The sequence below is a fragment of the Microbacterium sp. NPDC055599 genome (assembly GCF_053618975.1).
The window spans coordinates 30,140-53,443 of sequence record NZ_JBSHIM010000010.1; the positions used below are offsets into that span (position 1 = coordinate 30,140).

The window sequence follows — 23,304 nt, forward strand, 5'->3', positions numbered from 1 at the left end:
CCCTTCCGGTCGTGCTTCGGCATCGATCCTCACCACCGTCGCGTCGTGCTGCCGGTGTGCTCCGACTCATCCAGGCCGCGCCCCGTCGGAGCCCGGTCGGACCGCCCCACGATGTGGGTGCGCCCGACCGGGCCCCGTCGCTCGGCCCCCCGGTCGAGCTATCCGATGTCCGTCGGGCGGCGGCGCGCTCCCCTCCGGACGACGACCAGCGTGACTCCGCCCAGGATCAGGGCGAGCGCGAGCAGTGCCGCGGCCGTCTGATCCCGACCACCCGTCGTCGGCAGTCGTGCGGGTTCCGGTGTCTCCGGATCCGTGGGCGTGCTCACCGTCGACGGGTCGCTCGTGATCGGATCATCGGTCCCCGTACGTCCCGTGGCGGTAGCGACGTTGGTCAGGTCGCCACCGGTCGCTTCCGCCGCGGTCACGACATGGTCGGCCGTACAGAGAGCCTGCTCACCGGGCGCCAGCGGCACGAGCGGGCACGTGATGGCGTCGCCGCGCTCGTCCAGCATCGGGTCGTCGATGCCCAGATTCTCGATCGTGACGTTGCCCGTGTTCGCGACGGTGAAGGCGTAGTGGATCACTTCTCCCTCGTCGGCGGCGCGGTCCCGGTCGGCGTCGTCGATCACGGCCGTCTTCACGAGGGTCATCGACGGCACCTGATCAGTCGGCGTCACGACGGTGTCGGGTTCGGACGGGACGGGGTCGCCTCCGGGAGGCGTGCCGGTCGCGGTCGCGGAGTTCTCGACCCCGCCCGCGTCGACGTCGGCCTGCGTGATGACGTACGGCGCCGCGGTGCAAATCGCGACCTCTCCGGGGGCGAGCGTCGTGACATCGCACGTCACGGTGCCCACCTTCGGGTCGTTCACCCCGACATCGGCGAGGGGAACGTTGCCGGTGTTCGTGATCGTGAACGAGTACGCGATCGTGTCACCCACATCGGTCAGGCCGTTGCCGTTGACATCCACGGGGGCGCCCGCGGTCTTGTCGATCGTCGAACTCGGGGCGGACGCGACGGCCGGGGTGGTCGTGCTGTCGGGGTTGGACGGGACCGGGTCACCGTTCGGATCCGTCCCCGACGCGGTCGCCGTGTTCGCCACCTCACCCGCCTGCTCATCGTCGGCCGTGACCGTGTAGGTCGGCGCGGTGCAGCTCGCGACCTCGCCCGGGGCAAGGGTCGTGACATCACACGTCACCGTCCCGACCTTCGGGTCGCTCACGGCGATGTCGGTCGCCGTCACGGTCCCCGTGTTCGTCACGGTGAAGGTGTAGTCGATCGTGTCGCCCTCATCCGTGATGCCGTTCGCGTTCACATCCACCGGAGCACCGGCGACCTTGTCGAACAGCAGCGACGGCACCTGATCGACCGGCGTCACCACCGTGTCGGGCTCCGAGGGGACCGGATCCTCCCCGGGAGGCGTGCCGGTCGCGGTCGCGGAGTTCTCGACCCCGCCCGCGTCGACGTCGGCCTGCGTGATGACGTACGGCGCCGCGGTGCAGGTCGCGACCTCTCCGGGAGCGAGCGTCGTGACGTCGCAGGTGACGGTGCCCACCTTGGGGTCGTTCACCCCGACATCGGCCAGCGGGACGTTGCCCGTGTTCGTGATCGTGAACGAGTACGCGATCGTGTCGCCCGCATCGGTCAGGCCGTTGCCGTTGACATCCACCGGGTCACCCGCGGTCTTGTCGATCGTCGAACCCGGCGCGGACGCCTCCGACGGGGTCGTGGTCGAATCCGGGTCGGACGGGACCGGGTCACCGCCGGGCTCCGTCCCCGTGGCGGTAGCGGTATTCGCGACCTCGCCCGCCGCCTCATCCTCGGCCGTGACCGTGTAGGTCGCCGCCGAGCAGCTCGCGACGGCCCCGGGCGCCAGGGTCGTGACATCGCAGGTGACGGTCCCCGCCTTCGGGTCACTCACGGTGATGTCGGTCAGGGTCACGTTGCCGGTGTTGGTCACCGTGAACGTGTAGTCGATCGTGTCGCCCTCATCCGTGATGCCGTTCGCGTTCACGTCCACCGGAGCACCCGCGGTCTTCTCGAACGACAGCGCCGGCGCGGCCGGGACGGCCGGGGTGGTGGTGCTGTCGTCGTCGGTGGGTGCCGGGTCGCCCGCGGGGTCTGTCGCCGAGGCGGTCGCGGTGTTCGCGACCTCGCCGGCGGCCTCGTCGTCCGTGGTGACGGTGTACGCCGGGGCGGTGCAGGTGGCGACCGCGCCCGGTGCCAGGGTCGTCACATCGCAGGTCACCGTGCCGACCTTCGGATCAGCGACCGCGACATCGGTCAGGGTCACGTTGCCGGTGTTGGTCACGGTGAAGGTGTAGTCGATCGTGTCCCCGGCGTTGGTGAGGCCGTCCCCGTTCACGTCGACCGGCGTGCCGGCCACCTTGTCCAGCTCGAGCGCCGGGGTCTGGTCGGTGGGGGTGGTCGTCGTGTCGGGCTCAGACGGAACAGGGTCCTCTCCGGGTGGGGTGCCCGTGGCCGTGGCGGAGTTGTCGACGGAGCCGTTGTCCACGTCGGCCTGCGTGATCACATACGGTGCCGCGGTGCAGTTCGCAACCGCACCGGGGGCGAGCGTGGTGACATCACACGTCACCGCGCCGACCTTCGGGTCGTTCACCGTCACATCGGCCAGCGGCACGTTGCCGGTGTTGGTCACTGTGAACGTGTACGCGATCGTGTCGCCCACATCGGTCACCCCGTTGCCATTCACATCCACCGGGGCACCAGCGGTCTTCTCGACCGTCGAACTCGGAGCCGACGCCTCCGACGGCGTCGTCGTCGAATCCGGGTCGGACGGAACAGGGTCACCGTTCGGAGCCGTCCCCGACGCCGTCGCCGTGTTCGCCACCTCACCCGCAGCCTCATCCGCCGCCGTCACCGTATACGGCGCCGACGCACACGAAGCGACCTCACCCGGCGCCAGCGTCGTCACATCACACGTCACCGCACCCACCTTCGGGTCATCCACAGCGACATCCGTCACCGTCACGTTGCCGGTGTTGGTCACCGTGAACGTGTACCCGATCGTGTCACCCTCATCCGTGATGCCATTCGCATTCACATCCACCGGCGTCCCCGCCGTCTTCTCAAACGACAGCGCCGGCGCCGGCGTGACGACCGGAGTGGTCGTGCTGTCGGGGTCGGAGGCGACCGAGTCGCCGTCCGGGTCCGTGCCCGCGGCCGTCGCGGTGTTCGCGACCTCGCCCGCGGTCTCATCCGCAGCGGTGATCACGTACGGCGCCGCGGTGCAGTTCGCGACCGCACCGGGGGCCAGGGTGGTCACATCACACGTCACCGCGTCGACCTTCGGGTCGTCCACCGTGATCTCCGACACCGCCACATTGCCGGTGTTGGTCACCGTGAACGTGTACGCGATCGTGTCACCGGCGTTCGTGATGCCGTTGCCGTCGACGTCCACCGGGGCGCCCGCGACCTTGTCGATCGTGAGAGCCGCGGCCGAGGCGACGACCGGGGTCGTGGTGCTGTCGTCGGCGGTGGGGGCGGGGTCGCCGCCGGGGTCGGTGGCTGCGGCGGTCGCGGTGTTCGCCACCTCGCCCGCGGTCTCGTCCGCGGCGGTGATCGTGTACGGCGCTGCCGTGCAGGTGGCCACGGCCCCGGGAGCGAGAGTCGTGACGTCACACGTGACGGTGCCCACCTTCGGGTCGTCGACGGCTACGTCGGTCAGTGTGACGGTGCCGGTGTTCGTGACGGTGAACGTGTACGCGATGGTGTCGCCCTCGTCGGTCAGGCCGTCCGCATTCACGTCGACCGGTGTGCCCGCGGTCTTGTCCAGCACGAGCGACGCGGTCTGGTCGGTCGGGGTGCTCGTGGTGTCGGGGTCGGAGGTGATCGCAGGTTCTCCGGGCGGGGTGCCCGTGGCCGTGGCGGAGTTGTCGACCGAGCCGTTGTCGACGTCGGCCTGCGTGATCGTGTACGTCGCGGCGGTGCAGCTCGCGACCGCACCGGGAGCGAGGGTGGTCGCATCACAGGTGACCGCGCCGACCTTCGGGTCGTCCACCGCGACATCGGCGAGCGGCACGTTGCCGGTGTTGGTCACGGTGAAGGTGTAGGCGATCGTGTCGCCGGCGTCGGTCACCCCGTTGCCGTTGACGTCGACCGGAGCACCCGCTGCCTTGTCGATCGTGAGACTCGGTGCCGAGGCAACGACCGGCGTCGTCGTCGTGTCGGTGTTCGACGGGACGGCGTCACCGCCCGGGTCCGTGCCTGCGGCCGAGGCGCTGTTCACGACCTCGCCCGCGGTCTCGTCCGCAGCGGTGATCGTGTACGGCGCCGCGGTGCAGGTCGCCACGGCTCCGGGCGTCAGCGTGGTGACGTCACACGTGACGGCGCCGACGAGGGCATCCGTGACCGCGATGCCCGCCACCGTGACGTTGCCGGTGTTGGTGACGGTGAAGGTGTACGCGATGGTGTCGCCCTCGTCCGTGATGCCGTTGGCGTTCACATCCACGGGGGTGCCTGCGGTCTTGTCGAACGACAGCGCCGGCGCCTGGTCGGTGGGGGTGGTCGTGGTGTCGGGGGTGGTCACGACCGGGCCGCCCGTCGGGTCCGTGCCGTTCGCGGTGGCGGAGTTGTCCACCGAGCCGTTGTCCATGTCGGCCTGGGTGATCACGTATGGGGCGGCCGTGCAGGTCGCGACTCCCGTCGGCCCGAGCGCCGTGACATCACAGGTCACCGTGCCGACCCTGGGGTCGTTCACGGCGATGTCCGACACGGTGACGTTGCCGGTGTTGGTCACCGTGAACGTGTACGCGATGGTGTCGCCGACGTCCGTCGAGCCGTTCCCGTTGACGTCCACGGGCGTTCCCGCGGTCTTGTCGATCTCGAGGGCCGGTGCGGGTGCGACCACCGGAGTGGTGGTGCTGTCGTCGTTCGACGGGACGGCGGTGCCGCCGGGATCGGTGCCGGTGGCACTCGCGGTGTTCGCGACCTCGCCCGCGTCCTGGTCCGCGGCAGTGATCGTGTAGGCGGGCGCGGTGCAGCTCGCGACCTCACCGGGAGCCAGGGTGGTCACGTCGCAGGTCACCGCGCCGATCTTCGGGTCGGTGACGGTGATGCCACTCATCGTGACGTTGCCCGTGTTGGCGACGCTGAACGTGTAGGCGATGGTGTCGCCCGCGTCGGTGATGCCGTTCGCATTCACATCCACCGGGGCGGCGGCCGTCTTGTCGAACAGCAGTGCCGGGGCCTGCTCGGTGGGTGTCGAGGTGGTCGACTCGTTCGAGGCGATGGGGTCGCCGCTGGGGTCGGTGCCCGCCGCGGTGGCGCTGTTGTCGACGGCGCCGGCATCGGTCTCCGCCTGGGTGATGACGTAGGGCGGCGCGGTACAGGTGGCCACGGCGTCGGGTGCCAGGGTCGTGGCGTCGCACGTGATCGCGCCGAGCTTCGGATCGGTGACGGCGATGTTCGCGATGGTGGTGTTACCGGTGTTCGTGACGGTGAAGGTGTAGGCGATGGTGTCGCCGGTGTCGGTGGTCCCGTTGCCGTTGACGTCGACCGGGGTGCCCGCGGACTTCACGAGATCGAGGGTGGACAGGGCCTGCACGGTGTCGGTCGTGCTGATCGGCGTCGGCTCCTGGGTGGAGCTGGCGCTGGCGGTGTTGGTGTACGAGTCGATCGTCTCCGGCGCGGGAGTGTCCACGGTCACCTGGTAGGTGACCACGAGCGATTCGCCCGGAGGGATCGTGAACGGATCCGTCGGTCCGACGAGCGACCCGGCGACGGGATCGCCGCCGACGAGGTCGGGGTTGGTCCCTCCCGCCGCGTTGTCGCGCACGGTGGTGCCCTGCGTGGCGACGGTGGACCCGGGCACATAGGTGACGCCCGCGGGGAGCACGTCGTCGACGGTGACGCCCGTCTGCGGGATCGTCCCGGCGTTGGTCAGCGTGATCGAGTAGGTCAGCGTCTGTCCGCCGTCGACGATCCCGTCGGCGTCGTCGTTCGTCTTCGCGATCTGCATCGCCGGGGGAAGCACCTCGATCGGTGCGGAGAACGAGTTCGCCGTCTCGCCCACGATGTTCGCGGAGAGAGCCCCGGGCTCGATCGTGTTGGTCTGGGCGCCGGGTGTGACGCCGATCACCGGCACGGTGATGGTGCAGCTTCCCGGCACGATCGCCCCGTTCGGCCCGGTGGCCGCGGGGATCGAAGCACCGCTCAGGCTGACGGTCGTCCCGCCGGGGGGCGCCGTGAGTGTTGCGGCGGTACATGTCGTCGTCGCCGTGCCCGTCGGTGCGATGCGGATGTTGGAGGGCAGGTTGTCGGTCAGCGCCGCCCCGGTGATGCCGGTGGTGGGGGCGAGGTTGGTGTTGTTGATCGTGATCGTCAGGGTGGTCGTCTCGCCCTGAGCGATCGGCGACTTGGCGAAGGACTTGGAACCCGAGAGCGGCGGCAGGCAGGAGAACGCGGGGGTGTGGCCGTCGGGAGCGTTCTGCAGGGCCGTCTGATTGGCGGTGTAGGTCCAGGTGGCCGGAGCCCCGGTGGTCACGAGCCGGTCCAGCGTGCCCGTGGGCGTGGAGTATCCGGCGATGTAGACCTCGTTGCTGATCGGCGAGGCCACGGGCACGCGCATGTTCGAGCCACCCGCGGTGAACGTCCGCAGCAGCGCCCCGGTCGACGCGTCGTACACGAACGTGTGTCCGGCCTCGCCACTGGCCACGAGGTAGTTGGTGTTGGGGACGAACGTGAGTCCGTGGATCTGCTCGGTGGTCGTGATGGTGCGCACGAGGGCCGACGGCGCGGTCCTGTTGCGGATCGGGATCGACAGGACGGTCTCGCTGGCGGCGGCGATGTACGTGGCGTTGACGGCGACCGTGTGCGCCGGAGCCGCTCCCGCGATGACGCGGGACGTCGTCGTCGAGGTGCTGCTCATGTCGATCACGGAGATCCCGCCGTTGGTGCCGTCGTCCTTGGCGACGAACAGCTCGTTTCCGTAGGCATCGACCCATCCCGGACGAGAACCGGCGGCGCCGACCGTGATCACGCGGGACACGGTGTTGGTCGCGGTGTCGATCACGCTGACGGTGTTGGACCCGATGTTCGAGATGAACACCTGCGAGCCGTCGGCGGAGCTCCACGCGCCGACCGACGCGGAGAACGACGGGTGGTTGATCGTCGTGACCGCGAGGGTCGCGGTGTCGATCACCTGTACGGACCCGTTGCCGTTCGCCACGTAGACCCGCGATCCGTCCGGGAGCGACGTCACACCGTAGGGGGTGCCGCCGACGGGGATGTTCCGGATGTTCGTGTCGGTGCCGGTGTAGATCATCGAGACGGAGCCGGAGCCCGTGTTGACGAAGTACCCGACGCCCTCCGTACTCGTACAGGAGAACTGGAACTGGGCTTCGGCCGGCTTGGGCGGCGCGACGACCGTCACGAGGAGGCTGGCGAGCAGCGCGAGCAGGGCGATGATCGCCCAGCGGCGTCTCGTCTCGTTCCGTCCTGCAGTCGGCGCGATGAAATTGTGGTGTTCTGAGGCGAACATCCGACCCTCCGGCAACCCCCGCCAGATGGAATCAGCAATCGCCGGAGCACGGGGCTCCAGCACTCAGCAGGCTAGCCCCGCCGGAAATGCGACGATAGGTGACTTTAGGAATTCACCGTGATGACTTTAGGTATTCGCTGATAGCCGAAGGTCACTGCCGAGCGGCGGAGACGAGGGCGTGCGGGGCCAGGTTCACCCGCTCCGCTCCGGTGTCCGTCACGATCACGATGTCCTCGATCCGGGCGCCCCACCGACCGGGGAAGTAAATGCCCGGCTCGATGCTGAACGCCATCCCCGGCCGCAGCACGAGGTCGTTGCCGGGAGCGATGTAGGGCTCCTCGTGCACCGAGACACCGATCCCGTGGCCCGTGCGGTGCAGGAACGCCTCGCCCAGTCCGGCCTCGGCGAGCACCGTGCGCGCGGCGGCATCGACCTCGGCGGCCGTCGCCCCGGGACGCACGGCATCGACCGCGGCCTGCTGCGCCCGCACGAGCACGGCGATGCGTTCGGCCTCCTCCGCGCCGGGGTCGCCGACGACGTAGGTGCGTGTGCTGTCGGAGTTGTAGCCGCTGGGCACCGCACCGCCGATGTCGACCACGACGATGTCGCCCTCCTCGATCACCCGGTCGGAGACCTCATGATGCGGGTCGGCCCCGTTCGGACCGGATCCGACGATCACGAACTCGACCGTGCGGTGGCCCTCCTCGACGATCGCGGCGGCGATGTCGCCCGCCACCTCGCGTTCCGTCCGTCCGGCGCGCAGCCACTCGGGCACGCGGCGGTGCACGGCATCGATGGCGGCACCCGCACGCCGGAGCTCCGCGATCTCCGCGTCGTCCTTGATCATCCGCCCCTCGCGCAGCACCGGGGTCGCGAGCTCCACCCGCACCCCCAGGCGTTCCGCGATCGGCACCACGTGGAGCGCGGGCAGCGCGTCGGAGACCCCGGCCCGCTGGACCTCGCCCGCCGCCGCGAGCACCAGGGCATACGGATCCTCCCCGTCCACCCAGTCGGCGATGGTCAGACCGAGTTCGCCGGCCGCGGTGCTGCGGATCTTCGCCAGCTCCATGCGCGGCACCACGATGGTCGCGCGCGCGTCGGGGGTGAGCACCAGCGCCGTGAGCCGTTCGATCGTGTCCCCCTCGACCCCGAGCAGGTACTGGAGGTCGGGCCCCGGTCCGACGACCACGGCGTCGAGTCCGGCGTCCGCGGCGAGCGCGGCTGCACGGGTGAGTCGGGAGGCGTAGACGGAGGCGGGGAACGGGGGAGTGCTCACGGTTCCACGGTAGTGCCGGGGTGCCGTCGCTGTCTCGGCTTCGGAGCGCTTCAGCTGATGGCCTGGCGCAGCCGGTCCGCGAGGAACTCCCGGTCCTTCGGCGTCAGGTCGATCACAGCGTACGCCGTGGGCCACACGGTGCCGTCGTCGAGGTTCGAGATCGGCTCGAACCCGAACGTCCCGTAGCGCACCTTGAACTTGCTCGCGGGCTGGAAGAAGCACAGCACCTTCCCGTCTCGACCCCACGCGGGCATGCCGTAGTACGTGCGCGGCACCAGGTCGGGGGCGACTTCGGAGACCAGGTCGTGCAGCTTCCGCGCCAGCGTCCTGTCGTGCTCGTCGAGCTTGTCGATGGCCTCCGTGATATCGGCTTCGCCGGCCGCCCTCAGCTCCTCGGGCGACTTCTTGGCACGCGACCGTCGGGTGCGGGCCTCCTTCGCGGCGGCCTGCATGGCCTCGCGCTCCTCGGCGGTGAAGTTCTTCTCGTTGTCGGCGGCCATGGTTTCCGTCCTCTCGGTGTGGCTGATCTCCACAGAATAGGAACCATCCGAGCGCCGTCGCTTCTCGATTCGTGATCGATGTGCGCCGGCCGACACGTGGTCGGAGCGTGGCGTGCCCGGCGGATAGGGTGTGAGCCATGGACCTGCGCGTCGCCGCATACGGGGTCGTCACCGATGAGGGTGGCCGGCTCCTCCTGGCGCGCTGGATCGAGGGGCGTCGCACGGCGTGGACCATGCCGGGCGGCGGGCTCGAGCCGGGCGAGGCCCCGGAGGACGCGGTCCGCCGGGAGTTGCGCGAGGAGACCGGGTACACCGTGCGGGTCGGCGCGCTGCTCGGTATCCATTCGCGGGTGATCCCGGCAGGGCGGCGGGTGCACAAGGCGGCGGAACCACTCCACACACTGCGCATCGTCTACCGCGCCGAGGTCACCGGCGGACGGCTGCGCTTCGAGACCGAGGGCTCGACCGATAGGGCCGAGTGGTTTCCGCTCGCGGCCGTCGCGGGGCTGCAGCGGGTCAAGCTGGTCGACATCGCCATCCGGATGGCGGGACTCGCCTGAGCGGTCGCGGTCAGCGCTCCTCGGGAATGGAGATGTCGGCGACGGTGGCGCCGTAGGCGGCGATCAGGTCGTCGGCGTCCACGAACAGGCTGTAACCGTGCGCACCCGCTCCCATGGCGATCCGCTGCCCGACGATGGACTCGTCGGCGTACACAGGCCAATCGGTCGTGCTGCCGATCGGGACGATCGTGCCCCGCTCATACCCCGTGGCCGCGAGGGCGAGCTCGGGTTCGGGCAGTCGCAGCTTGTTGACGCCGACCACGGCACGCAGCTTGGGCCACGAGATCGACCGACCGCCGGGGACCAGGGCGAACAGATAGGTGTCGTCGGAGCGCTTCACCACGAGGGTCTTCACGATGCCGGACGGCGGGATGCCCAGGATCTCCGCGGCCTCATGCAGGCTGCGCGCCTGCGGCCGCTCGCGGATCTCGATGTCGAGTCCGCGGGCGGCCGCAGCATCCCGCACCCGCGCGTGCGGGTCGGGGGTGGTCACGCGTCGGGAGCCGACAGCGGGTCGTCGGCGACCCAGAGCTCGTCGTCGGCGCGGAGGGCCTGCCAGGCGGCGTAGAGCACTCCGACGGCCGCAGCCGCACCCAGCACGATCGCGATGACCGAGCCGAGGCCGGGGCCCTTCTTCGGAGCGACGGCCTTGCGGGCCTTGTACTCGATGCCCTGACGCTTCGCGTTGGCGACATCCCACGCGGTGAGCGCGGTGCCGACGACGCCGCCGACGATCGGCACGACCTTGTCGTCGACGACGTGCCTGCCGACCTTCACGCCGCGGTCGACCACGGGGGCGACACGACGGTTGTAGGTGTCCTGGACGGCGGGGACGAGCTGTTCCCGATTGAAGTTGCCGAGCTGACGGCCGGCCTCTCGGGCGACGTCGGCGGCGTGGCCGACGAGCACCTGCTGGTCCTCCCACAGCTGGTTGGCGTCCTTCTGAAGACGACGAAGCTGCTTCTTCCGCTTGCGGCTGAGGCTCACGATGCTCTCCTGTCCATTGGAGTACGGGTTCCCCATCTTGCCACGACACCCTGGATGGGGGGAGGGAATCGCCCGCCCCTTGCATCATCCGCCGAGGGGATGTACAGACCCGGGCCACTCATCGGAAGCTCTGCGAGAATGAGGGCATGGTTCATGCTTCCCACGTCGCAACTCTGCACACCAACCACGGTGACATCGTCATCAACCTCTTCGGCGACCACGCTCCCAAGACGGTCAAGAACTTCGTCGGCCTGGCCGACGGCACCCAGGAGTGGACGCACCCCGCCACCGGCAAGCCGGGCGAGGGTCCTCTCTACAAGGACGTCATCTTCCACCGCATCATCCCCAACTTCATGATCCAGGGCGGCGACCCGCTCGGTCAGGGTGTGGGCGGCCCCGGCTACAACTTCGATGACGAGATCAACGGGGAGCTCGACTTCAACGAGCCCTACATCCTCGCGATGGCCAACGCCGGCCTGCGCCGCAACGCCATCACCGGCAAGGTCGAGGGCACGAACGGCTCGCAGTTCTTCATCACGACCGACCCGACCCCGTGGCTGCAGGGCAAGCACACCATCTTCGGCGCCGTCGCCGACGACGCCTCGAAGAAGGTCGTCGACGCCATCGCCGCCGTGCCCACCGCGGCCGGCGACCGCCCGGTCGAGCCGGTCGTGCTGCAGTCGATCGACATCGTCGCCGCCTGACGGAAGCCACGGCCGATCCGGATGTCGACGCCCGAGTTCACGAGTAATCGCGACAACTTCTGCTACCGGCATCCGGATCGGCAGAGCTTCGTGCTCTGCCAGCGGTGTCTGCGCACCATCTGCCCCGAGTGTCAGACCCAGGCCGCCGTCGGCGTGATCTGCCCGGAGTGCATGGCGGCCGAGCGCAAGAACCGCACTCCCGCCCAGAAGAAGGCCGCCCGACGCTGGGGGAACCGCGGCGGTGCTCTGGCGATGACCCGCGGCGGCAAGCCCGTCGTCACCTACGTGCTGCTGGCGATCACGTCGTTCATCGGCCTCGTGCAGCTCATCCCCGGGCTCAACCAGCCGATCACACAGGCGCTGGGCTTCTACGCACCGTTCCTCTACCCCAACCTGTTCGCGGTGCCGTTCGAGCCGTGGCGACTGCTGACGGTGCTGTTCGTGCACGGCGGCTTCGTGCACCTCGCGCTCAACATGCTGGCGCTGTGGATGCTCGGCCAGAGCCTCGAACCCATGCTGGGGCGGGCGCGCTACCTGGCGCTGTACCTGATCAGCGGACTGGGTGGATCGGTCATGGTCGCGATCCTCGCGCCGGGCTCATGGACGGTCGGAGCATCGGGCGCCATCTTCGGTCTCCTCGCGTCGCTGTTTATCATCGGCCGCCACATCGGGGCGAACGTGACCGGGATCCTCGTCATCCTCGCGATCAACTTCGCCTTCGGGTTCTTCGCCGGGGGGATCTCCTGGCAGGCGCATCTGGGCGGGGCGATCGTGGGCGCGATCGTGGCCTTCATCTATACGCGCACGAAACGCCGTGAGCAGCGCGTGTGGCAGATCGTTTTCCTCTCGGCCCTGGTGGTTCTCCTGCTCGTGATCGTGGCGTTCGTTCCGCCGCTGCTCCTTTTGGCCTGATCCCGAGTTGTTAACAGAGTTGTTAACGCCTGTGAATAACATCGGTGTAATTCTCCCCATGCTGTGGAGAGAACTGTGGATAACTTCGCCGACGCCGTGAGCGACGGCGCCGAGGGGCCGGCACTCTCCGAGTACCGGCCCCTCCGTGCTCCCTCGTCTCAGCGCCCGGGTCGGATCGTCACGTTCCCCGCTGCGAGAGAGACGTCGATCGTGTGTCGCGCGTTCGACCCCTGATCGACGGTGGCATCGAGCGAGCCGGCGCTCACGTCCTGGGTGAGGCTGTACTCCACGTCGGGCAGCGTGAGGTCGACCGATCCCGCGCTCGCATCGACCGATGTGCGCGCGGGCGCCGAGCCCGTGAGCTCCACCGTGAGATCGCCCGCCGAGATGCCCAGGTCGGCCTCGGCCACCGAGTCCAGCACGATGTCGGCGCGCCCGGCGTTCATCTGCACGTCGAGCGTCTCCGCCGCGCCCTCGACGTCGAGCGACCCCGCGTTCACGTCGAGCTCGAGGTCACCGAAGTCACCCGTCACATCCAGGCTGCCCGCGTTGAGCGTGAGGTTCGCATCCAGACCGGCGTCGCGCAGGCTCTCGGGCAACGTCAGCACCGCGACCTCCTCGTCGCCGAACCAGTTGCCGAACCACCAGCCGAACACACCCCGCGGGCTCTTCACGACGAGTTCGTCGCCCTCCCGCTCGAACGTCCAGGCCTGCCCGCGGCCGTTCGTGACCGCCAGTTCGGCGTCGTCCACGTCACCGAACTCCACCCGCACGCTGCTCGCGTCGGCATCGAGGTCGACGCCGTCGATGCCGTCCACGCCGACGGTCTGGACCGAGTCGGGTCGGCTCGATGACATCACGGAGCCCGCGGCTGCGGCCGCCGCCGTGCCTCCGGCGCCGAGCAGGGCGAGGCCGCCCACCACGGCGGTGATCACGAGGATCGCCGTGGCGCCCGAGGAACGTCGGGGCTCGGTACCGGAGCCGCCCGGCACCATCGGTGCGGGCTCGGCCGGGGCGTGAGGTGCCGTCGCAGGGGGAGGGGTGAGCGGCGTGTGGCCGCCCTGGGGGCCCTGATCTTCGGTGGTCATCGTGCCATTCCTGTCTGTCCGGTCGGCGGCGTGGGGCCGCCCGTGTTCTCGATGTGTGCCAGGGCCGCCAGCACGCGACGGTTTCCCGACTCGTCCTGCTCGAACCCCAGCTTCTGGAAGATGGAGGTGATGTGCTTCTCGACACTCGCCTCGGAGACGAACAGCAGTCCGGCGATCGCTTGGTTCGACTTGCCCTCCGCGATCAGTGCCAGCACGGTGCGCTCACGTTCCGTGAGGCGCAGCATCCGGTCGTCGCGGTTGCGTCGCGTGAGCAGCTGCGCCACGACCTCCGGGTCGAGCACGGTCGCTCCGTCGGCGATCCGCTGCACGGACTCGATGAACTCCGCGACGTCGGCGACCCGGTCCTTCAGCAGGTAACCCAGGGGCCCTCCCTGCGCCGCGATCAGGTCAGACGCGTAGCGCTCCTCCACGTACTGCGACAGCACGAGGATCGGAAGGGACGGATGCGTCGCCCGCAGCGCCAGCGCCGCACGGATCCCCTCGTCGGTGAACGTCGGAGGAAGCCGCACGTCCAGGATGCAGAGCTCCGGGTCGGCGGATGCCACGGCCTCCGCCACACCGTCGGTGTCGGTGAGCGCGGCCACCACCTGATGACCCGCGTCTTCCAGCAGACGCACGAGCCCCTCCCGCAGCAGGACCGAGTCCTCGCAGATCAGGATGCGCATGGCACGTTCACCTCCAGGCTGGTCGGACCACCGAGCGGGCTGTCCAGGCGGAACGTTCCGCCGGCGGCGAGGATCCGGTTCGCGATGCCGTCGAGGCCGCCGCCGGGGAGCACCTGCGCGCCGCCCACGCCGTTGTCCTCCACGCGGGCCCACAGCACGTTGCCCTCGCGCAGTCGCACCGTGACCCGGGCCTCGCTCGCGCGAGAGTGCTTGGCGGCGTTGGTGAGGGATTCCGCGATCGAGAAGTACACCGCGGCCTCGGCCTCACGACTGCACCGCCCGTCCATCCGCACGTCGAGGTGCACGGGGATGTGCGAACGGCCGGCGAGTGCGGACAGCGCCGCGTCCAGCCCGCGGTCGTCGAGGACCGAGGCGTGGATGCCCCGCGCGAGCTGCCGCAGCTCGGTGATCGCCGCCTTCGTCGAGGTGTGCGCCTCCGAGATGAGGTCCTTGGCCGCGTCGGGATCGGTGTCGATCTTCTGCTGGGCCAGGCCCAGGGTCATGCCGACCGAGACGAGACGCGGCTGCACGCCGTCGTGGAGATCCCGCTCGATGCGGGTGCGCTCCACGTCGGCCGCACGCACGGCTCCCTCCCGCTGCGCCGTCGAGGCACGCACCCGCTCCGTGAGCTCGGTCTCCCGACTGCGGGCGACGATCGCCAGGGACAGGGTGCGGTGCAGGAATGCGAGTCCGATGATGCCGGCCGCCGATGCGGCGACGCCCAAGATCCCGATGAGCGGAGCCCAGGCGACGGGGATCCCGGCACCGCCGAAGGGTCCCATGATGCTGTCGGCAGAGGTCAGGGGGGCGAAGGAGATGATGATCGACCACACGAGGCTCCAGGCCAGGCGGAGCACGACCCAGCCCAGCACTGCCGAGATGGCGAAGTTCGCGACGGCACGCCACATGCGTCCGTCGACGGCCTGTCGCCCGAGGGCGCGGAGCCAGCCGGCGAAGCCGGGACGATCGCGCGGCTGCAGTCGCAGGGGCGCGAGCGGGGTGCGGTAGAGACCGGCGACGCGCGCGACCTCGAACCAGCCGAGGCCGTAGAGCGCGTAGACGAGACCGACGAGCAGGACGATACCGATGCCGGCGACGAACACGAGGCCGATCCCCGTCCCGAGCAGTGCGCCGAGGGTGGCGAAGATCCCGCCGCCGAGGACGCCGATGCCCGCCAGATGCAGGACCGTGAGGAAGAGGCGCAGCGGTGGCTTCGCCGGAGCGGCGGCCGGAGGCGCAGGCTGAGTGGTCATGTTTCCACGGTACGGGGGAGGGTGCCACGCGGGCACCGAGGCAGCCGGACACTCCGGTTCGGGTTTTCCCTACCCGGGACCGCCCTCGCCACTGTCCTCGTCTGCTTCACTGGTGGCATGACAGCCCACGAGGGAGAACCGCACGGCACCGGAGTGGGTCAGCGCCTCAACTGGCTGCGCGCCGGTGTCCTCGGAGCGAATGACGGGATCGTGTCGGTGGCATCGCTGGTCGTGGGCGTCGCCGGTGCCACCACCGATAACGCCGCGCTCCTCACCGCGGGCGTCGCCGGTCTGGTGGGTGGGGCGATCTCCATGGCTCTGGGCGAGTACGTCTCCGTGAGCAGCCAGCGCGACAGCGAGCGCGCGCTCATCGCCAAGGAGAAGGAAGAGCTGCGCACGATGCCGGAGGAGGAGCTCGCCGAGCTCACCTCCCTGTACCGCGACCGGGGGCTCACGGAGGACACCGCGCGCCGTGTGGCCGAGGAGCTCACCGCGCACGACGCTCTGTCGGCACACCTCGAGGTGGAGCTCGGCATCGATCAGGACGACCTGGTCAACCCGTGGCACGCGGCGCTGTCCTCCGCGATCGCGTTCACGCTCGGCGCGCTGCTCCCCTTGCTGGCGATCCTGCTGCCCCCGCCCGACTGGCGAGTCCCGGTGACCTTCGTCGCGGTGTTGATCGCCCTGGCCGCGACGGGCACGATCTCGGCGAGGATCGGAGGATCCGCGCCGGGCCGAGCGGCACTGCGGCTCGTGATCGGCGGAGCGCTCGCGCTGCTCGCGACGTGGCTGATCGGCACGCTCCTCGGAACGACCGGGGTGGTCTGAGCCGCCGCGCCGTGCACACGACGAAGGGCGGGTGCCGCAGCACCCGCCCTTCGTCGTGACTCGCGTCAGTTCGACATGAAGCCGACGAGCAGGCCGCCCGTCACCTTCACGGCGAGGTTGTAGATGCCGGCGATCACGGCGCCGAGCACCGTGAAGACGATCAGGTTCAGGATTGCCACGACCGCGGCGAAGGCCATCACCTGCGGCAGGCCGACGACCTCGGACAGCACGAACGCGTTGTCCGTGATGCCCTGGAGGAACTCATCTGCGGTCGACATGATGCCCGTCGCCTGGAGCACCAGGAAGATGAGGAAGAAGGAGACCATCGTGACGACGGCGAGAGCCACGGCTCCCAGGAAGGAGAGCTTCACCGCTGACCAGAAGTCGACGTACACCAGGCGGAGGCGAACCTGCTTGCCACTGGTCTTGCGGGTCGACTTCTTCGCCAGCTTGTCGGCCACTGTGCTCATGCGTCTGTATCCTCGGGTGTCTCTGTCGTCTGGGGGGCCTCGGTGTCGACATCCGCTTCGGCCTCGTCTTCTGCGAGACCGCGCTCACCGTTACGGGCGATGGCGAGGATGCGGTCGGCCTCCGTCGTGCGGGCGAACACCACTCCCATGGTGTCTCGACCCTTCGCGGGGACCTCGGCCACGGCAGAGCGTACCACCTTGCCGCTGGACAGAACCACCAAGACCTCGTCGTCCTCCGCGACGATCAGACCACCCGCGAGAGTGCCCCGATCGTCGTTCAGTTTCGCGACCTTGATGCCCGTTCCGCCACGGCCCTGGACCCGGTATTCCTCGACCGCCGTGCGCTTCGCGTACCCGCCGTCCGTGACCACGAAGACGAACTTCCCGGCGGCCGCGACCGAGGCGGACAGCAGGCAGTCGCCGTCGATCTTGAACTTCATGCCGCGCACACCGGCGGTCGCGCGGCCCATGGGGCGCAGTGCCTCGTCGGTCGCCTCGAACCGCACCGACATTCCACGGCGGCTGATGAGGAGGATGTCGTCCTCGGCGTTGACGAGCAGCGCGCTGACGAGCTCGTCCTCCTCGTTGAGCCGGATCGCGATCACGCCGCCCTGACGGTTCGTGTCGTACGCGTCGAGTCGGGTCTTCTTCACCAGACCGTCGCGGGTCGCGAGGACGAGGTAGTCGGCGACCTCATAGTCGCGGATGTCGAGCACCTGGGCGATGCTCTCGTCGGGCTGCAGGGCGAGCAGGTTGGCGACGTGGGTGCCCTTCGCGTCGCGACCGGCCTCCGGCACCTCATACGTCTTGGCGCGGTAGACGCGGCCCTTGTCCGTGAAGAACAGCAGCCAGTGGTGCGTGGTGGTGACGAAGAAGTGCTCCACGATGTCGTCGGCGCGGAGCTGGGCGCCCTTGACGCCCTTGCCACCGCGGTGCTGCGAGCGGTAGTTGTCGCTGCGCGTGCGCTTGATGTAGCCCTCGCGCGTGACGGTGACGACCATCTCCTCTTCGGCGATGAGGTCTTCCATGGAGACGTCGCCGTCGAAACCGTGCAGGATGTGCGTGCGACGCTCGTCGCCGAAGCGGTCGACGATCGCGGTGAGCTCCTCGCGGATGATCGTGCGCTGCCGGCCCTCGTCGGCGAGGATCGCCTTGTACTCGGTGATCTGCGCCTCGAGCTCGGTGGCCTGGTCGATGATCTTCTGGCGCTCGAGGGCCGCGAGGCGACGCAGCTGCATCTGCAGGATCGCATCGGCCTGGATCTCGTCGATGTCGAGGAGCTTCTGCAGGCCCTCGTTCGCGTCCGCCGTGGTCTGCGATCGGCGGATGAGCGCGATCACCTCGTCGAGGGCATCGAGCGCCTTCAGGTAGCCGCGCAGGATGTGCATGCGCTTCTCGGCCTCGTTGAGGCGGAACTGGGTGCGCCGCACGATCACGTCGATCTGGTGCGCGATCCAGTTGGTGACGAAGCCGTCGATCGCGAGCGTGCGCGGAACACCGTCGACGATCGCGAGCATGTTCGCGCCGAAGTTCTCCTGCAGCTGCGTGTGCTTGTACAGGTTGTTGAGCACGACCTTCGCGACCGCGTCACGCTTGAGCACCACGACGAGGCGCTGACCGGTGCGGTCGGAGGACTCGTCACGGATGTCCGCGATGCCGGTGATCTTCCCGTCGCGCGCGAGGTCGCCGATCTTCACCGCGACGTTGTCGGGGTTCACCTGATACGGCAGCTCGGTGATCACGAGGCACGTGCGGCCCTGGATCTCCTCGACGTTCACGACCGCGCGCATCGTGATCGAGCCGCGACCCGTGCGATAGGCCTCGTGGATGCCCTTCGTGCCGAGGATCTGCGCGCCGGTGGGGAAGTCCGGCCCGGGGATCCGCTGGATCAGACCGTCGAGCAGCTCCTCGCGGGAGATGTCCGGGTTGTCGAGGGCCCACAGCGCCGCGTCCGACACCTCGCGCAGGTTGTGCGGCGGGATGTTCGTGGCCATGCCGACCGCGATGCCGACCGAACCGTTGACGAGCAGGTTCGGGAACCGGGCCGGCAGGACCGTCGGCTCCTGTGTCTGTCCGTCGTAGTTGTCGGTGAAGTCGACGGTCTCCTCTTCGATGTCGCGCACCATCTCGAGCGCGAGCGGAGCCATCTTCGTCTCGGTGTATCGCGGCGCCGCCGCGCCCATGTTGCCGGGGGAGCCGAAGTTCCCCTGGCCGAGCGCGAGCGGGTATCGCAGCGACCACGGCTGCACCAGGCGCACGAGAGCGTCGTAGATCGCGGAGTCACCGTGCGGGTGGTACTGCCCCATGACCTCGCCGACCACGCGGGCACACTTCGAGAACGACTTGTCCGGGCGGAATCCGCCGTCGTACATGCCGTAGATCACGCGGCGGTGCACGGGCTTGAGGCCGTCACGCACGTCGGGGAGCGCGCGCCCGACGATCACGGCCATCGCGTAGTCGAGGTAGCTGCGCTGCATCTCCGACTGCAGGTCGACCTGGTCGATCTTGCCGTGGTCGTGGCCCTCGTTGATGTCGGGACGTTCTTCGTCAGTCATGTGTTCTCTTCAATTTCCGGTCGTTGAGCGAGCGAGGAGGCGAGCTCGCGCTCAGATGTCGAGGAAGCGGACGTCCTTGGCGTTGCGCTGGATGAAGCTGCGTCGCGACTCGACGTCCTCACCCATCAGCACGCTGAAGATCTCGTCGGCGGCCGCGGCGTCTTCGATGGTCACCTGACGCAGGGTGCGCGTGGTGTGGTCCATCGTGGTCTCCCACAGCTCCTTGGCGTTCATCTCGCCGAGACCCTTGTACCGCTGGATGCCGGCGTCCTTCGGGATGCGCTTGCCGTTGTCGAGCCCGTACTTCAGGAGAGCGTCGCGCTCGGCGTCGCTGAACACGTACTCGTGCGGGGCGTTCGACCACTTGAGGCGGTAGAGCGGCGGCATCGCGAGGTACACGAAGCCGGCCTCGATGAGCCCGCGCATGTAGCGGAACAGCAGCGTGAGCAGCAGCGTGGTGATGTGCTGACCGTCGACGTCGGCGTCGGCCATGAGCACGATCTTGTGGTACCGCGCCTTCTCGATATCGAACTCCTCGCCGATGCCCGTGCCGAAGGCCTGGATCATCGCCTGGACTTCCTTGTTGCCGAGCGCCTTGTCGAGGCGCGCACGCTCGACGTTGAGGATCTTGCCGCGCAGCGCGAGGATCGCCTGCGTGTGCGGATCGCGGCCCTGCACGGCCGAGCCGCCGGCCGAGTCACCCTCCACGAGGAAGATCTCGCTGATCGACGGGTCCTTGCTCGTGCAGTCCTTGAGCTTGTCGGGCATGGCCGCAGACTCGAACACGCTCTTGCGGCGCGCGGTCTCGCGAGCCTTGCGGGCGGCGAGTCGGGCGGTCGCGGCGTCGATGGCCTTGCGGATCACGTTCTTCGCCTGGTTCGGGTTGCGCTCGAACCAGTCGCCGAGCTGGTCGCCGACGACCTTCTGCACGAAGGCCTTCGCCTCCGTGTTGCCGAGCTTGGTCTTGGTCTGGCCCTCGAACTGCGGCTCCCCGAGCTTGATGGAGATCACGGCCGTGAGGCCCTCGCGCACGTCGTCGCCGGAGAGGTTGTCGTCCTTCTCCTTGAGCAGGTTGTTGGCGCGGGCGTAGCGGTTGACCAGCGTGGTCAGTGCCGCGCGGAACCCCTCCTCGTGCGTGCCGCCCTCGTGGGTGTTGATCGTGTTCGCGTAGGTGAAGACGTTCTCGGTGTACGACGTGGTCCACTGCATCGCAACCTCGAGCGAGATCTTGCGCGTGGTGTCCTCCGACTCGAACGCGATGATCTCGTCGTTCACGACCTCGGCCTTGCGCACCTTGTTGAGGTACTCGACATAGTCGACGAGACCGCGCTCGTAGAAGAACACGTCGGACGGCTGCTTGGTGACGGCCTGCCCGTCCTCCTCCGTCTCGTACGCGGAGTCCGGGCGCTCGTCGGCCAGCTCGATCCGCAGTCCCTTGTTGAGGAACGCCATCTGCTGGAAGCGCGTACGGAGCGTGTCGTAGTCGAACTCGACCGTCTCCTGGAAGATCTCCGCGTCCGGCCAGAAGGTGATGCTGGTGCCGGTCTCGTCGGTCGCGGCACCCTTCTCCAGCTTCTGCTGGGGGACACCGCCGTTCGCGAAGCTGTGGTTCCAGACGAAGCCCTTCTGCTTCACCTCGACGTCGAAGCGCGTGGAGAGCGCGTTCACCACCGAGGAGCCGACGCCGTGCAGGCCGCCGGAGACGGCGTACGCGCCGCCGCCGAACTTGCCACCGGCGTGGAGGATCGTGAGTACGACCTCGACCGTGGACTTCGACGGGTCGGACGAGTGCGGGTCCACGGGGATGCCGCGGCCGTTGTCGACGACGCGGACGCCCCCGTCGGCCAGCAGGGTCACCAGGATCGTGTCCGCGTAGCCGGCGAGGGCCTCGTCGACCGAGTTGTCGACGATCTCGTAGACCAGGTGGTGCAGACCGCGCGGTCCCGTCGATCCGATGTACATGCCGGGGCGCTTGCGGACGGCCTCGAGGCCTTCGAGGATCTGGATCGAGTCGGCGCCGTACTCTCCCGGCTGCTGCTTCGGGCGGTTGGCGGACGACTCGGTGGTTCCCTCGGGTGCGGGGGTTCCCCCGGTGTTCGATTCCGTCTCGTCAGCAGGGGATTCAGGCGTCATCAGAGGGCATTCTCCAGATCGATAGCTCGAACTCCCATTCTAGCCGGGTTTCGAGTCGATATGCCGCTCAACGGCCGCGTGTGGCCCTCTGAGCGTGTCAGACCCCTTGCATGGTGCCCTACCCGTAGGTATCGCGCGGGCCCCGTCCTGGAACGACTCTGGGACCCCATTTCCAGGAGGGGACGTCCGGTCCGATGAAGCGGAGGTTCTCGACGCCCGCTTCCGGATACCGTCTCCCGATCTCCGTCAGGATCGTCGCGCGCATGAACTGCAGGTTCTTCGCCCAGGCAGTCGAGTCGCACTTCACCGTCAGCAGTCCACGCTCCAGCGACACCGGCTCGGAGTGCTTCGCGGTGTCGGCGCCGGCCAGGTCGGCCCATTGCCGGACGAGGTCCTCCCTGGCGAGCGTGGTCTCCCACCCTGCGTCGCGGCTGAGCCGGTCGAGCACATCGCCGAGCGTTCCGGGGTCGCGGCCCGGTGTGAAGGGGGCGTTGTCGTCGTCGACCGTGATCCGACGCTTGCGCTTCCAGTTCTTCGCACTCGGCGTCAGACCGCGCAGACGCAGGTACGTGGCGACGGTCTCGGGAGCTTCGATCACGGCGTCGGCGGCCACGTCACTCATCCGGTGCCTCCCGCTCGTCGGTGATGGTGCCCGCCGTGATCCGCACCACGTGTGCGTGCAGCACCTCGGGGATATCCTCCTCCACGGCCGCGGTGACGACCACCTGTTCGTAGCCCGCGGTGAGGGACGCGAGGCGCTGGCGTCGATCCGCGTCGAGCTCGGCGAACACGTCGTCGAGGATCAGCACCGGATCACCCGCGGGTGACTCGCTGCGCAGCAGTTCGGCCGAGGCGAGCCTCAGCGCGAGGGCCACCGACCAGGACTCCCCGTGCGAGGCGTACCCCTTGACCGGGAGGTCGCGCACGCGCAGCACGAGGTCGTCGCGGTGCGGACCCGACAGCGTGAGCCCGCGGTCGAGCTCCTGGGTTCGCTTCGCTGTCAGGGACGCGCGGAACAGCTCGGCCGTGCGAGCGACGTCGATGCGCTGCTCGGCCGCGGCCGACGACACCTCCTGCTCCTCGGCGTCGGCATCGTCCTCCGGATCGGCACCGGCCACGGACAGCGCCCACTCCAACCGGGGCCGGTGGTCGGCGCCGGCGATCGCAGCGTAGGCCTCGGCCACGGGCTGCTGCAGATCCGCGGCGAGACGCTGGCGCGCGGTGATGATCTCGGCGCCGAGCGCGACCAGCTTGTCATCCCACACGTCGAGCGTGCTCAGGCCCTCGCCGCGGACGCCCCGCGCCCTGGCTGACTTCAACAGGGCGTTGCGCTGCTTGAGCACGCGGTCGTAGTCGCCGAGCACCGCAGCCATCCGGGGGGTGCGCTGGATCAGCAGCTGATCGACGAACCGTCGTCTGGCTGACGGATCACCACGGACGATCTGCAGGTCTTCCGGCGCGAAGAGGACGACGTGGGCGTAGCGTGGCAGCTCGTTCGCCTTCGATGGCGAGCCGTTGATGCGGGCTTTGTTGGATCCCTGCCGGTTCACCTGCACCTCGACCAGCACACGCCGTTCGCCATGGGAGAGCCGCGCGCGGATGACCGCGAAGTCCTGTCCGTCTCGCACCAGCGGCGCATCCGACGACACCCGGTGCGAGCCGAGCGTGGCCAGGAAGACGACGGCCTCCGCGAGGTTCGTCTTGCCCTGTCCGTTCCGTCCGACGAGGACGTTGGGGCCGCGATGAAGAGCCAGATCAGCGGTCGCGTAATTGCGGAAATCGACCAGGTTCAGGTGCTCCACAATCACGGAGCCAGCCTACCTTTCGGGTCGGACATCCTCCCCGCCGCCGGG

17 protein-coding genes are annotated in these 23,304 nt (G+C 69.0%); 4 read left to right on the forward strand and 13 right to left on the reverse strand.

Features of this window, described 5'->3' with window-relative positions; all coding sequences use genetic code 11:
* Positions 1 to 158: 158 nt before the first annotated feature.
* The 3 genes from ACWGQ1_RS11305 to ACWGQ1_RS11315 form a co-directional block, all read right to left on the reverse strand.
* Complete coding sequence (locus ACWGQ1_RS11305) at positions 159 to 7,499, reverse strand: DUF7507 domain-containing protein (RefSeq protein WP_452312990.1); 7,341 nt, start codon at positions 7,497 to 7,499, stop codon at positions 159 to 161.
* Positions 7,500 to 7,650: 151 nt separating this feature from the next.
* Positions 7,651 to 8,775: a M24 family metallopeptidase gene (locus ACWGQ1_RS11310; protein WP_136033712.1), complete on the reverse strand. Its 1,125-nt coding sequence runs from the start codon at positions 8,773 to 8,775 to the stop codon at positions 7,651 to 7,653.
* 50 nt (positions 8,776 to 8,825) lie between these two features.
* Positions 8,826 to 9,275: an iron chaperone gene (locus tag ACWGQ1_RS11315; RefSeq protein ID WP_136033714.1), complete on the reverse strand. Its 450-nt coding sequence runs from the start codon at positions 9,273 to 9,275 to the stop codon at positions 8,826 to 8,828.
* A 137-nt stretch (positions 9,276 to 9,412) separates the two neighbouring features.
* On the opposite strand from ACWGQ1_RS11315, the gene ACWGQ1_RS11320 reads away from it, so the two are divergent.
* Complete coding sequence (locus tag ACWGQ1_RS11320; RefSeq protein WP_136036487.1) at positions 9,413 to 9,835, forward strand: NUDIX hydrolase; 423 nt, start codon at positions 9,413 to 9,415, stop codon at positions 9,833 to 9,835.
* Between the two features lie 10 nt (positions 9,836 to 9,845).
* Here ACWGQ1_RS11320 and ACWGQ1_RS11325 read toward each other — a convergent pair whose 3' ends face one another.
* A complete protein-coding gene (locus ACWGQ1_RS11325; RefSeq protein WP_206252146.1) occupies positions 9,846 to 10,328 on the reverse strand; it encodes an aminoacyl-tRNA deacylase in 483 nt (160 codons plus the stop codon).
* Positions 10,325 to 10,822 (reverse strand): DNA helicase, encoded by a 498-nt coding sequence (locus ACWGQ1_RS11330; RefSeq protein ID WP_136033719.1) that lies wholly within the window; start codon positions 10,820 to 10,822, stop codon positions 10,325 to 10,327. Before ACWGQ1_RS11330 ends, ACWGQ1_RS11325 begins: the two co-directional genes overlap by 4 nt.
* A 146-nt stretch (positions 10,823 to 10,968) precedes the next feature.
* Here ACWGQ1_RS11330 and ACWGQ1_RS11335 point away from each other — a divergent pair, with 146 nt between their 5' ends.
* Positions 10,969 to 11,526 carry a peptidylprolyl isomerase gene (locus ACWGQ1_RS11335; RefSeq protein ID WP_136033721.1) on the forward strand — a complete coding sequence of 186 codons (558 nt, stop codon included), beginning with the start codon at positions 10,969 to 10,971 and terminating at the stop codon, positions 11,524 to 11,526.
* A gap of 21 nt (positions 11,527 to 11,547) precedes the next feature.
* Entirely contained in the window at positions 11,548 to 12,438 is an 891-nt protein-coding gene (locus tag ACWGQ1_RS11340) for a rhomboid family intramembrane serine protease (RefSeq protein WP_136036486.1), read from the forward strand.
* Positions 12,439 to 12,596: 158 nt separating this feature from the next.
* Here the strand turns inward: ACWGQ1_RS11340 and ACWGQ1_RS11345 are convergent, their stop codons facing one another.
* From ACWGQ1_RS11345 to ACWGQ1_RS11355, 3 genes are read right to left on the reverse strand one after another with little or no spacing between them, the layout of a single operon-like run.
* Positions 12,597 to 13,526 carry a DUF4097 family beta strand repeat-containing protein gene (locus ACWGQ1_RS11345; protein WP_247638039.1) on the reverse strand — a complete coding sequence of 310 codons (930 nt, stop codon included), beginning with the start codon at positions 13,524 to 13,526 and terminating at the stop codon, positions 12,597 to 12,599.
* Positions 13,523 to 14,212 (reverse strand): LuxR C-terminal-related transcriptional regulator, encoded by a 690-nt coding sequence (locus ACWGQ1_RS11350; protein WP_136033727.1) that lies wholly within the window; start codon positions 14,210 to 14,212, stop codon positions 13,523 to 13,525. The genes ACWGQ1_RS11345 and ACWGQ1_RS11350 overlap by 4 nt, the downstream gene beginning before the upstream one ends.
* The gene (locus ACWGQ1_RS11355) at positions 14,200 to 15,465 is read right to left on the reverse strand and encodes a histidine kinase (protein ID WP_452312991.1); all 1,266 of its coding nucleotides are present in this window, start codon (positions 15,463 to 15,465) and stop codon (positions 14,200 to 14,202) included. The genes ACWGQ1_RS11350 and ACWGQ1_RS11355 overlap by 13 nt, the downstream gene beginning before the upstream one ends.
* A 117-nt stretch (positions 15,466 to 15,582) precedes the next feature.
* Between ACWGQ1_RS11355 and ACWGQ1_RS11360 the strand changes: the two genes are divergently transcribed.
* A complete protein-coding gene (locus ACWGQ1_RS11360) occupies positions 15,583 to 16,293 on the forward strand; it encodes a VIT1/CCC1 transporter family protein (RefSeq protein ID WP_206252150.1) in 711 nt (236 codons plus the stop codon).
* 65 nt (positions 16,294 to 16,358) lie between these two features.
* On the opposite strand, the gene ACWGQ1_RS11365 is transcribed toward ACWGQ1_RS11360, so the two are convergent.
* The 5 genes from ACWGQ1_RS11365 to recF form a co-directional block, all read right to left on the reverse strand.
* A complete protein-coding gene (locus ACWGQ1_RS11365) occupies positions 16,359 to 16,763 on the reverse strand; it encodes a DUF3566 domain-containing protein (RefSeq protein WP_136033734.1) in 405 nt (134 codons plus the stop codon).
* Positions 16,760 to 19,318 (reverse strand): DNA gyrase subunit A, encoded by a 2,559-nt coding sequence (gene gyrA, locus ACWGQ1_RS11370; RefSeq protein ID WP_136033736.1) that lies wholly within the window; start codon positions 19,316 to 19,318, stop codon positions 16,760 to 16,762. Before gyrA ends, ACWGQ1_RS11365 begins: the two co-directional genes overlap by 4 nt.
* Positions 19,319 to 19,369: 51 nt before the next feature.
* Entirely contained in the window at positions 19,370 to 21,451 is a 2,082-nt protein-coding gene (gene gyrB / locus ACWGQ1_RS11375) for a DNA topoisomerase (ATP-hydrolyzing) subunit B (protein ID WP_452312992.1), read from the reverse strand.
* A 118-nt stretch (positions 21,452 to 21,569) separates the two neighbouring features.
* Complete coding sequence (locus tag ACWGQ1_RS11380) at positions 21,570 to 22,073, reverse strand: DUF721 domain-containing protein (protein WP_136033739.1); 504 nt, start codon at positions 22,071 to 22,073, stop codon at positions 21,570 to 21,572.
* Positions 22,066 to 23,259 carry a DNA replication/repair protein RecF gene (recF, locus tag ACWGQ1_RS11385; RefSeq protein ID WP_136033741.1) on the reverse strand — a complete coding sequence of 398 codons (1,194 nt, stop codon included), beginning with the start codon at positions 23,257 to 23,259 and terminating at the stop codon, positions 22,066 to 22,068. The genes ACWGQ1_RS11380 and recF overlap by 8 nt, the downstream gene beginning before the upstream one ends.
* Between the last annotated feature and the right edge of the window lie 45 nt (positions 23,260 to 23,304).